The 11,230-nt window shown below is 71.2% G+C and carries 8 protein-coding genes; all 8 read left to right on the top strand.

Annotated elements, in window-relative coordinates:
• The first annotated feature begins 90 nt into the window (after positions 1–90).
• The 8 genes from ABD785_RS03930 to ABD785_RS03895 all read left to right on the top strand — a co-directional run bounded on the left by ABD785_RS03930 (position 91) and on the right by ABD785_RS03895 (position 11,186).
• Positions 91–2,358, top strand: a complete 2,268-nt coding sequence (locus tag ABD785_RS03930) for a [protein-PII] uridylyltransferase (protein WP_344822197.1) — start codon at positions 91–93, stop codon at positions 2,356–2,358.
• Between the two features lie 100 nt (positions 2,359–2,458).
• A complete protein-coding gene (locus tag ABD785_RS03925; protein WP_344822195.1) occupies positions 2,459–3,499 on the top strand; it encodes a substrate-binding domain-containing protein in 1,041 nt (346 codons plus the stop codon).
• 94 nt (positions 3,500–3,593) lie between these two features.
• Positions 3,594–4,583 (top strand): phosphate ABC transporter permease subunit PstC, encoded by a 990-nt coding sequence (gene pstC, locus ABD785_RS03920; RefSeq protein WP_344822192.1) that lies wholly within the window; start codon positions 3,594–3,596, stop codon positions 4,581–4,583.
• A gap of 6 nt (positions 4,584–4,589) precedes the next feature.
• Positions 4,590–5,762 (top strand): phosphate ABC transporter permease PstA, encoded by a 1,173-nt coding sequence (pstA, locus tag ABD785_RS03915; RefSeq protein WP_344822188.1) that lies wholly within the window; start codon positions 4,590–4,592, stop codon positions 5,760–5,762.
• Positions 5,759–7,258, top strand: a complete 1,500-nt coding sequence (gene pstS, locus ABD785_RS03910) for a phosphate ABC transporter substrate-binding protein PstS (RefSeq protein WP_344822186.1) — start codon at positions 5,759–5,761, stop codon at positions 7,256–7,258. The genes pstA and pstS overlap by 4 nt, the downstream gene beginning before the upstream one ends.
• A 1-nt stretch (position 7,259) precedes the next feature.
• Positions 7,260–9,491 (top strand): hypothetical protein, encoded by a 2,232-nt coding sequence (locus ABD785_RS03905; protein WP_344822184.1) that lies wholly within the window; start codon positions 7,260–7,262, stop codon positions 9,489–9,491.
• The gene (locus ABD785_RS03900) at positions 9,488–10,369 is read left to right on the top strand and encodes a sortase (RefSeq protein ID WP_344822181.1); all 882 of its coding nucleotides are present in this window, start codon (positions 9,488–9,490) and stop codon (positions 10,367–10,369) included. Before ABD785_RS03905 ends, ABD785_RS03900 begins: the two co-directional genes overlap by 4 nt.
• A gap of 7 nt (positions 10,370–10,376) precedes the next feature.
• Positions 10,377–11,186 carry a phosphate ABC transporter ATP-binding protein gene (locus ABD785_RS03895; RefSeq protein ID WP_344822179.1) on the top strand — a complete coding sequence of 270 codons (810 nt, stop codon included), beginning with the start codon at positions 10,377–10,379 and terminating at the stop codon, positions 11,184–11,186.
• Positions 11,187–11,230 lie beyond the last annotated feature (44 nt).

The following is an 11,230-nucleotide window of genomic DNA, read 5'->3' as shown; positions in this document are numbered from 1 at the left end:
GCGAAGAGCGTTCGGGGGAGAGCGCTAGGGGCGTTCCGGGTCCATCCCGGGGCGCCCCTTAGTCTTGTCCGGAGCGAAGGGATCAGGGAAATGCGGAGTTTCGCCGCCGAACGGGCCGAGCGGATCGAGGAGCTCGACGCCTGGCTCGCCTCGCTCGTGGGGGACGAGAAGGACGTCGCGCTGGTCGCCGTCGGCAGCCTCGGCCGCCGCGACCTGACCCCGGGCGGCGATCTCGACCTGGTGCTGGTGCACCGGGGCAGGGACGACGTCGCCGAGCTGGCCGAGAAGGTCTGGTACCCGGTCTGGGACCGGGGGCTGAAGCTCGACCACTCCGTGCGGACCGTGGCCGAGGCCGGAGCGGTGGCCCGCGACGATCTGAAGGCCGTCATGGGGATGCTGCACGGCCGCTGCCTCGCCGGTGACCGGGCGCTCGCCGACGAGCTGCGCACGACCGTCCTGGGGGGCTGGCGGGCCTCGGCGAAGACCCGGCTGCCGGAGCTGCTGGAACTGACCAGGGAGCGGTGGGAGCAGCTCGGTGAGCTGGCCTTCCTGCTGGAGGGCGACGTCAAGGACGCCAGGGGCGGGCTCCGGGACGTCCATGTGATGGAGGCCGTCGTCGCGACCTGGGCGGTCCCCCCGTTCGGCGCCCGCGTCCGCGCCGCCTACGACCAGCTCCTCGACGTCCGGCACGCCCTGCACCAGGTCAGCGGCAGGTCCAGTGACCGGCTGATCCTCCAGGACCAGGACGCCGTCGCCGGGCTCCTCGGCCTCGAAGACGCCAACGAGCTCCTCGGCCTCGTCGCCGAGGCCGCCCGCACCATCACCTACGCGGCCGACCACGCCTGGCGGCATGTCGAGCGCTACTGCGCGCCGCACTCCAAGAGCGAGCGGACCCCGCTGGCCGACGGCCTCGTCGAGTACGCGGGCGAGGTGGTCCTGGCCAGGAGCGCCGACGCCGGAGACCCCGCCATGGTCCTGCGCGCCGCCGCCGCTGCCGCCCAGGCCGGGCTGCCGCTGGCGCCCGCGACGGTCGACAGCCTGGCCAAGGCCCACCGCGGGCTGCCCGTCCCCTGGCCGGAGACCGCGCGGACCGCGCTGGTGCAGCTCCTCGGCGCGGGGCCGGCCGCGATCGGGGTGTGGGAGGCGCTCGACCAGGCGGGCCTCGTGGTCCGGATGCTGCCGGACTGGTCGCGGGTGCGGAACCGGCCGCAGCGCAACGCCGTCCACAAGTACACCGTCGACCGGCACCTGGTCGAGGCGGCGGCGGGCGCCGCCGCGCTGACCCGCGAGGTCGCCCGCCCCGACCTGCTGCTGGTCGGGGCGTTCCTGCACGACATCGGCAAGGACGGCTCCGGCCGCGACCATTCGGTGGCGGGCGCCGAGTACACCCTCGACATCGCCAGGCGGCTCGGCTACGACGACGAGGACGTCGACATCCTCCACCGGATCGTCCTGCACCACCTCCTGCTGCCCGACACCGCCACCCGCCGCGACCTCGACGACCCGCGCACGATCGAGCACGTCGCCGAGGCCGTCGGCAGCGGCGTCGTGCTGGAGCTGCTGCACGCCATCGCGATCGCCGACGCCGGGGCGACGGGCCCCGCCGCGTGGGGCGGCTGGAAGGCCCGGCTCATCAACGAGCTGGTCCGCCGCACGAACAAGCTCCTGGAGGGCGACGCCCCGCCGCGCACGCCCGCCCCGACCAGCTCCCAGCTGGCCCTCGCCCGGCACGACGGGGTCGCGATCCGGATCAGCTCGACCCAGGTGCGCGGCTCGTGGGCCAAGCACACCGGGGGCGCCCTCACCGTGACGGTCGTCGCGGGCGACCGTCCGGGGCTGCTGTGGCAGGCGGCGGGCGTGCTGGCGCTGCACCGGCTGGTGCTGCGGACCGCCCGCACCTTCTCGGCGCCGCCGTCCGGGGGAGCGGCGGGCAACGCCGTCATCGAGTTCACGGCGCTGCCCGAGTTCGGCAGCCCGCCCGACCCCGCCTCGGTCGAGGCCGACCTGCGACGGGTGCTGGCGGGGCGGCTGGACGTCACGGAGCGGCTGGAGAAGCGGGCGGCGGCCGTCCGGGTCAGGAAGGGCGTGCGGGTCCCCCCGCCGCGGGTCACGATCGTCGAGGAGGCCTCCAGCACCGCGACGGTCGTCGAGGTGCGCGCGCACGACCGTCCCGGGCTGCTGTGGCGGATCGGCCGGGTCCTGGGCGAGGCCGGTCTCCAGATCCAGGCGGCCAAGGTCGACACGCTGGGCGCGGAGGCCGTCGACGTCTTCTACTGCGTCGCCGAGGACGGCCGTCCGGTGACCGATCCGGAGACTCTCACGAGCATCCAGGAAAAGGTCATCATCGCGCTCTCCTGAGGACATCCTCCGTTCGTTTCGGGCGAACATCGTTTCCTCCCGCGAGCTGAGTGGCTCGCCGGTGGCGAGAAGGCCGCCGAAGCATCTTCGCGGAGGAAGCATGCTCAAGAAGATGGTTCTCAGTGCGGCGCTCGCCGCCCTGGCCGTCTCTGCCGTCCAGGTTCCGGCCCAGGCCGACCCGGGCTTCACCCCGGCCAAGACCGACATCGTCGGCGTCGGCTCGGACACCACCCAGGACGTCGTGAACGCGCTCGCCACCGCGTACAACAAGACCAAGCCCGCAGCGAAGATCGCGAGCTGGAACGCCACCGGGTCCAAGCAGTTCACCCCGAAGGCGGGCTTCGCCAAGCGCGACCGCGTCGTGGGCTCCAGCGCCGGCATCAAGGCCCTGCTGGCCGACGCCGACGGCGCCTACGACTTCGCCCGCTCCTCGCGCGCCAAGAAGAACGACGGCAGCGAGGCCGGCCTGACCTTCTTCGCCTTCGCGCAGGACGGCGTCACCTGGGCGACGAACTACCAGACCTACGCCCCGAAGAGCCTGAAGAAGTCGCAGCTCGCGAACATCTTCAAGTGCTCGGCGAGCGCCCGTTACTGGGACCAGGTCGGCGGCTCGAAGCAGAAGAAGGGCAAGAAGAAGGTCCGCGTCGCCATCAAGCCGTGGCTGCCGCAGACCGGCTCGGGCACCCGCTCCTTCTTCCTCGGCGCGCTCGGCCTCACCGACGCCCAGGTCGGGTCCTGCGTGAACCAGAGCACCAAGAACATCGAGAACGACGGCAAGAAGATCGGCACCAACAAGGCCGTCATCGCGCCCTACTCGATCGCGCAGTGGATCGCCCAGGCCGTCAACCACAAGGCCGACCGGCACGGCAAGGTCGTCCTCGGCAAGATCAACAAGGTCTCGCCCTACACCGGCAAGGTGACCATCACCAAGAAGGGCGCGGTCAAGGCCAAGGGCGTCCGCCTGAACTCCGGCGACTTCCCGCGCCAGTTCCTGCGGCTGGTCTACAACGTGGTCCGCAACGCCGACGCCGCCAAGTTCGAGCCGATCTTCGGCACGACCGGCTTCGTCTGCGACCAGACCTCCACCATCCGCACCTACGGCTTCGAGCCGATCGGCGGCGGCTGCGGCGCCACCTCCTGACCCCTTCTCGCTGAAGGGCCAGGCAGTCAGCAAGTGAGCCGAAGGTGACCGGCGGGCCCGGTCACCTTTCGGCCGTTGAACGAGAACGGCGCACATGTCCCCAACAACCGGCGACCTCCCCCACGAGACGCGGCGGCGGTTCACCGCCCGGTTCAGCGCGCAGGACGCCGCCTTCCGCAACGCGGTGCGCGGATCGGGCGTCTCCCTGCTGGTCATCCTCGGTTTCATCGCCCTGTTCCTGTCGATGCGCGGCTTCACCGCGCTGAACAGGGCCGGGTACCACTTCTTCACCGAGGCGACCTGGAACCCCGAGGGCGGCGAGTACGGCATCGCCTCGGTCCTCACCGGGACGATCGAGATCGCCGTGACGGCCCTGTGCGTCGGGGTGCCGATCGCGGTGCTCGCGGCCCTCTACATCAGCGAGTACGCGGCTCCGCGGGCACGGAGGCTGCTGATCTCGCTGGTCGACCTGATGGCCGCGATCCCCTCGATCCTCTACGGGCTGTGGGGCGTGACCTTCCTCCAGCCGCGGGTCATCGGGATCTCGCGGTGGCTGTCGGACCACGCGTCCTGGCTGCCGTTCTTCGAGGTCGGCACCGACCACGCCGACCCGGGCTCCTACACCTCCTCGCACTTCATCGCGGGGCTGGTGGTCGGCATGATGGTCATCCCGATCTGCTGTTCGCTGTCGCGCGAGGTGTTCTCGCAGGCACCGCAGGCCGAGCGGGAGGCCGCCTACGCGCTCGGCTCCACCAAATGGGGGATGATCCGCACGGTCGTGCTGCCCTTCGGGCGGGGCGGTGTGATCGGCGCGGCGATGCTCTCCCTGGGACGCGCGCTGGGCGAGACCATCGCGGTCGTCCTGATCATCTCGCCGAACTTCCTGGTCACCGGGCACATCCTCGAGGGCGGCGGCAACTCCATCTCCGCGCTCATCGCGCTGCGCAACGGCGACGCCAGCGAGTTCGGCCTGTCCGCGCTGATGGCGGCGGGCCTGGTCCTGTTCGCCGTGACGCTCGTCATCAACTTCTTCGCCGCCATCATCATCAGCCGCAGCCGCTCCGGCGCTTCGACCGAGGCCTGAACCCCTATGAGTACGACCGACACCGCCGTGGACCTGCGCCCGGTGAAGCCCGTCCGGGGGCGCTTCCGCCCCGGCGGGGACCTGAGAGAAGACCTGTTCTCCCTGATCGGGGCGGGCGTCGCGGCCCTGGCGCTGGTCTGGATCCTCTACACCAGGCTGCTGCCGTTCAGCGGGGCGTTCGGCTTCGCCGTCTGCTGGTACCTGGCCTTCCTGGTGCTCTACGCGATCATCGTGACCCACGAGCACGGCCGGCTCGCCGCGACCGACCGGCTGGTCAGCGTGCTGGTGCACAGCGCGGGGGCGCTGGCCGTCACGGTGCTGGCCGTGATCCTCGGCTTCACGGTCGCCCGGGGGGCGACCGCGTTCACGCACTCCAACTTCTTCACCCAGACGATGGCGGAGACCGGCCCTCTCGACCCGCTGACCAGCGGGGGCGTTCTGCACGCCGTGGTCGGGTCGCTGATCCAGCTAGGCATCGGGGTGTCGATCGCGGTGCCGCTGGGGATCGCGACCGCGCTGTTCCTGGTCGAGGTCGGCGGCCGGCTCGCCAGGCCCGTCCGGCTGATCGTCGACACGATGAGCGCGCTGCCGTCGGTGCTGGCGGGCCTGTTCATCCTGGCGGCGTTCATCATCACGCTGGGATTCGAGCGGTCGGGGTTCGCCGCCGCGCTGGCCATCGCGGTGATGATGGTGCCGATCGTGACCCGGGCCTCGGAGGTCGTGCTGCGGCTCGTGCCGGGCGGGCTGCGCGAGGCCGCCTACGCGCTCGGCGCCGGGCAGTGGCAGGTCGTGTGGCGGGTCGTGCTGCCGACCGCTCGGCCGGGACTGGCGACGGGCATCGTCCTGGCGATGGCGCGCGGGGTGGGGGAGACCGCCCCGGTGCTGCTCACGGCCGGGTTCGCGCGCGGCATGAACGCCGATCCGACCGCGGGCCCGATGACCAACCTGCCGCTCTACATCTACAACTACGTCAAGTACCCGCAGCCGGACATGGTGTCGCGGGCGTTCGGGGCGGCGCTGGTGCTGGCCATCGTCGTGCTCGTGCTCTTCACCGTCGCGCGGCTGCTGGGGGGTGCGGCGCCCGGGCAGATGTCGCGCCGCGCCCGCCGCAGGCTCGCGGCCGAGGAGCGCGCCGCCGCGCCGCTCCCGCAGCGACTCACCACCGAGGAGACCGAATGAGCCGCCCCCGCCCGCTCCGGAGACAGGGCGCGCTGCTCCTGGCGTCGCTGCTCGTGCTGGTCCACGTGATGACGGCCCCCGCGCACGCGGAGGAGTACGTCCCGGTGACGGGCAGCGGCTCGACCTGGAGCCAGGTCGCGATCGACCAGTGGTCGCGCGACATCAAGAAGAACGGCATCACCGTCAACTACACCGGCTCGGGCTCGTCGGCCGGACGCACGGACTTCCGCAACGCCCAGACCGACTTCGGCGTCTCGGAGATCCCGTTCCAGCTCCACCCCGAGGACGGCAGCACTCCCGAGACGACCACCCGGCCGTTCGCCTACATGCCGATCGTCGCCGGCGGCACCTCGTTCATGTACCACCTGACCAGGAACGGCAAGCGGGTGGAGAACCTGCGGCTGTCCGGCGAGACCATCGCCAAGATCTTCACCGGCAAGATCAGGAACTGGAACGATCCGGCGATCACCAGGGACATGAACGGCATCGCCATGCCGAACAAGAAGATCACCCCGGTGACGCGCTCCGACGGTTCCGGCACGACCGCCCAGTTCACCCTCTGGATGGACACCCAGTACCCCGACCTGTGGCGTCCGTTCTTCAAGAAGAAGGGCCTGACCTCCTTCTTCCCGACGCTGCCCGGAGGCAAATCGCAGAACGGGTCGAACGGCGTCGCCGGTTACGTCGCCGCCAGCTACGGTGACGGCGCGATCACCTACGTCGAGTACGCCTACGCGCTCAACGCGAACTACCCGGTCGTCAAGGTGAAGAACAAGTCGGGCTACTACGTGCTGCCGACCGCGTCCAACGTGGCGGTCGGGCTCACCAAGGCGGAGATCAACAGCGATCTCACCCAGAAGCTCGAGGGCGTCTACGACAACGCCGACAAGCGCGCCTACCCGCTGTCCAGCTACTCCTACATGATCGTGCCGACGACGACCGCGGCGCCGTTCACGAGGGACAAGGGCAAGACGCTCTCGACCTTCATCGACTACTTCCTGTGCGCCGGCCAGCAGAAGGCCCCCGAACTCGGGTACTCGCCGCTGACCAAGAACCTCGTCCAGGAGGCCTACAAGCAGGTCGCCAAGATCCCCGGCCACATCGAGGTCGGATCGGTCGCGCTGGACAACTGCCACAACCCGACCTTCGAGGGCGGCAAGAACGTCCTGCTCGAGACGGCGAAGTTCCCCGAGGCCTGCGACCAGGACGGCAAGGTGCCCTGCGGCGAGGCCGGGGCGGGCAGCACCTCGCCGACCACGAAGCCGACGACCTCCGCCGGTCCCTCGGCGGGGCCGACCGCGGGCGGGAACCTCCCCGACGTGGCGGCCCAGGAGGACAGCACCGCGTTCGCGCAGCCCGTCGAGGTGGCCTCGAAGAGCGGCTACGGCCTGGCCCTCGGGGCCGTGTCGGCGGGCGTCCTGCTCGCCGCGCTGATCCTGCCCCCGCTGTTCACCGCCCATCTCCGCGGTCGTCGCCGCCGTGAAGGAGGCTTGTAGCATGCGGGTCCTCCCGGCCGCCCTGGCGGCGCTCGCCGTCGCGGCGGCACTGACCTGTGCGACGACGGCCTCGGCCGACACCACTCCGACCGGCGCCCCGGCCCCGGCGCCGTCCGCGACGCTCCCCACCGCGGCACCGACGACGCCCGCGACGCCCGGTCCGACCCCCACCGGCGGCGCCACCCCGACGGCGCCGCCCGGCCGGCCGGGCAACACCAAGGGCAAGGTGACCCTCGACCAGTCGGCCAACCTGGTCAACCAGGTGATCCGGGTGAGCTGGAGCGCCTTCGAGCCCAGCTCCGACGGTTTCCTGAGCGACAGCACGACCCATGTCGTCCGGGTCTACCAGTGCCGCACCAAGGATCCGAAGGCCGTCTCGGAGTGCTACGGCTCCGGCAAGTACACCTACGAGAGCCAGGCCAAGGGCGGCACCGTCCTGCCCGACGGCCCGACCAACGCGATCACCAGCATCACCCAGCCCAACGGCAGGGGCTTCGCCGACATCGAGGTCCGCACCCTGCGCGAGAGCGCCAGCCTCGGCTGCAAGGGCGTCCGGGACTGCTCGGTCGTGGTGATCCCCAACGACGGGGACCCGGCCCGCCCCGAGCTGGAGAACCAGCTCGCCACCCAGGCGAACATGGACTCCGACTGGGCGTGGGCCAACCGGATCGTCGTGCCGATCTCCTTCTCGCCGTCCGCGGCGGCCTGCGCCCTCGAGGACGCCGACTTCAGGATCAGCGGCTCGGCGCCGTCCCGGCGGCTGATCGAGCAGTGGCAGCCGGGACTGTGCACGTCCAAGAAGCCGGTGGACGTCGACTACACCTCGCTCGGGGAGTCGCAGGCCAGGTCGGGCTTCCAGCAGAAGGGCACCGACGTCGCGCTGACCACGCGCCCCGACGACGCGGTTCCGGTGCGGCCCTTCGGCTACGCGCCCATCGGGATCTCCGGCATCGCGATCGCCTACCGGATCGACGACATCGACACCGGAAAGATGATCACAAATCTGAAGTTGACGCCGCGGCTGGTGGCCAAGCTGCTGACGCAGTCCTACGGCATGAGCGCGACCTGCACGGTCGGCGTTAAGGACTGCAACAGGGCCGTGAAGGGCAACCCGCAGGACATCTTCCAGGACCCCGAGTTCCTCAAGCTCAACGGCGAGGACCACTCCTGGCCCAGCTCCGGCTGGCCGACCGTCGTGTCGGGCGACAACGACCTGGCCTACGAGCTGACCCGCTGGCTGGGGGAGGACCCGCAGACCCGGCAGTACCTCGCGGGCGGCGCGGCCCCCGGCGGCATGAGGATCAACAAGTACTACAAGGGGATCAGGTACCCGGCGGGCAACTTCGAGATCCGCGACCCCGACAAGCGGTTCGCGCACGGGTTCATCCCCGTCCTGGGCCTGTCGGAGGTCGCGCGGTTCCTGGTCACCAACCGGGACAACAGCGAGAACTACGTCAAGGACCAGTACGGCAACTACGTCAAGACCGCGCCCTACGCCGTCGGCAACCGGGGCCTGATCGCGATCGTCTCGACCGCCGACGCCGCCGCCCTGCGCTTCCCCACCGCGAAGATCAAGAACGCGGCCGGGAAGTTCGTCGCCCCCTCCGACGCATCGATGACGGCGATGCTGAGGCATCTGAAGAAGAACAAGGACGGCGTCACCCAGTCGCCCGACTACACCGCCCGCGACGCCAAGGCCTACCCGCTCACCGGCGTGCACTACGCGCAGGTGCCCACCAGCGGGATCGAGCCGGTCAAGGCCAGGAAGATCGCGGACTTCCTCGCGCACGTCGCGGGCAAGGGCCAGAAGCAGGGCGTCTCGCCCGGCACCCGGCCCGTCGGCTACGTCGCCCTGACCCCGGCGATGCGGCAGCAGACCAGGAAGGCCGCCAAGGACGTGCTCGCCCAGAAGGGGAAGCTGCCCGCCACCGCGACGCCCCCGCCGCCCGCCACGCCCGGACCGGACGACCCCGGCCCGGTCACGTTGCCGACCATCCCGGGCGCGCTGCCCGCCCCGATGGGCGGCCGCCTGTCGGCCGACGCCGCGTCACTGCTCGGCTGGCTGCTCCCGGCCCTGCTCGCGCTGGGCGTCGCGGCGGGGCTGATCGGGCCGGGGCTCTACGGAGCCGGACGGTTCGGGCTGAAGGCGCCGCCGCTGCGCCGCCCGGTGATCGTTCCCGGGGCGTGGAAGCCGGCGGCGTTCCGGAACAAGAGCGGAAAGAGGCGCAAGTGACGGCCGTCGAAGTACGTCCCGCGGCCGAGGCCGCCGAGGAGACGCCGCCCACGCCGCCCGAGGGCCGGGGGAGCGCGGTGCTGCGGATGACCGGCGTCAGCGTGAGCCTGCTCGGCGTCCTGCTGCTGGGGTTCGTCGGCTACCTCGCCCTGCTGTCGCCGCTCCAGCACGACCGCGACCAGGTGACGCTCTACGCCGACTTCCGGTACGCCCTCGCGCAGGGCACCGCCCCGGTCGGCGCCGACATCGACCCCGGCACGGCGGTCGCGGTGCTGACCGTTCCCCGGCTCGGGCTCAGGGAGGTCGTCGTCGAGGGCACCTCCTCCGCCGAGCTCGCCCACGGCCCCGGGCACCGGCGCGACACCCCGCTGCCGGGCCAGCCGGGCGTCAGCGTCCTGCTGGGCAGGGCCGGGACCTACGGCGGCCCGTTCGGCGGGATCGGACGGCTGCACAGCGGCGACGTGATCACGGTGGCGACCGGGCAGGGCCTGGCCAGTTATGTCGTCAACGGGCTCGGCCCGCAGATCATGACGCCGCCCGCAGGTTCCTCGACCCTGGTCCTCGTCACCGCCGACAACAGGGTCGCCCCTACCGGCGAGGTGCTGGTCACGGCGTCGCTGACGTCGCAGCCGGTGCCGGGGAACTCCGCGAAGCGGCCCGTCATCGGCGCCTCGGAGGTCGGGCTGACCTCCGACACCGCGGCCGTGGTCCCGCTGATGCTGTGGGCCGAGGCGCTGCTGCTGGCCGTCGCCCTGACCACCTGGTCGTACCTGCGGTGGTCGCGATGGCCGACCTATGTCACGAGCACCCCGGTGCTGCTGGCGATCCTGTGGAACATCTTCGAGTGCGTGGCCCGGCTGCTGCCGAACACGCTGTGAGGCTGACATGAGTGAGAAGACCCTGACCCTGGAGACCCCCCACCGCACCGCCGGAGGGCTCGTCGCGACGGGAGTCTCGGCGTGGTTCGGCGAGCGCAAGGTGCTCGACCGGGTCGATCTGGTCATGGAGCCGGGACGGGTGACCGCGCTGATCGGCCCGTCGGGCTGCGGAAAGTCGACCTTCCTGCGGATCCTCAACCGGATGCACGAGATGATCCCCACCGCCTCGCTGGCGGGGGAGGTCGCGCTCGACGGCGAGGACATCTACGGGCCGGGAAGGCGGCTCACCGAGGTGCGGCGCAGGATCGGGATGGTCTTCCAGAAGCCCAACCCCTTCCCCACCATGTCGATCTACGACAACGTGACGTCGGGGCTGAAGCTGTCGGGGATGCGGGTCCCGGACAAGGACGCCCTGGTCGAGCAGTGCCTGCGCCGCGCGGGCCTGTGGAACGAGGTGAACAAGCGGCTCAAGGCGCCCGGCGGCGCCCTGTCGGGCGGTCAGCAGCAGCGGCTGTGCATCGCCCGTTCGCTGGCCGTCTCGCCGGAGGTCCTGCTGATGGACGAGCCGTGCTCGGCGCTCGACCCGACCTCCACCCGGCGGATCGAGGAGACCATCGGGGAGCTGGCGGCCGAGGTCACGATCGTGATCGTGACCCACAACATGCAGCAGGCCCAGCGCGTCTCGGACACCTGCGCGTTCTTCCTCGCCGAGCAGGACACCCCGGGCCACATCGTCGAGGCGGGGCCGACCACGGATGTGTTCGAACGCCCGGCGGACCCGCGCACCGCCGACTACGTCAACGGCCGCTTCGGCTGATCGCACGGAAGGGCCCGGACGGCGGATAGGCTTGGCTGCGTTAC

Origin of the sequence: Actinocorallia longicatena (assembly GCF_039534125.1) — a bacterium.
Taxonomy (GTDB): Bacteria; Actinomycetota; Actinomycetes; order Streptosporangiales; family Streptosporangiaceae; genus Actinocorallia; species Actinocorallia longicatena.
The sequence above is the reverse complement of the archived record's forward strand: the minus strand, read 5'-3'. Positions and strand labels throughout refer to the sequence as shown.

Bases quoted from the DNA above. Each gene is read 5' to 3' on its own strand.
- ABD785_RS03930 (WP_344822197.1), top strand. From the start codon at position 91: ATGCGGAGTTTCGCCGCCGAACGGGCCGAGCGGATCGAGGAGCTCGAC.
- ABD785_RS03925 (WP_344822195.1), top strand. From the start codon at position 2,459: ATGCTCAAGAAGATGGTTCTCAGTGCGGCGCTCGCCGCCCTGGCCGTC.
- pstC (WP_344822192.1), top strand. From the start codon at position 3,594: ATGTCCCCAACAACCGGCGACCTCCCCCACGAGACGCGGCGGCGGTTC.
- pstA (WP_344822188.1), top strand. From the start codon at position 4,590: ATGAGTACGACCGACACCGCCGTGGACCTGCGCCCGGTGAAGCCCGTC.
- pstS (WP_344822186.1), top strand. From the start codon at position 5,759: ATGAGCCGCCCCCGCCCGCTCCGGAGACAGGGCGCGCTGCTCCTGGCG.
- ABD785_RS03905 (WP_344822184.1), top strand. From the start codon at position 7,260: ATGCGGGTCCTCCCGGCCGCCCTGGCGGCGCTCGCCGTCGCGGCGGCA.
- ABD785_RS03895 (WP_344822179.1), top strand. From the start codon at position 10,377: ATGAGTGAGAAGACCCTGACCCTGGAGACCCCCCACCGCACCGCCGGA.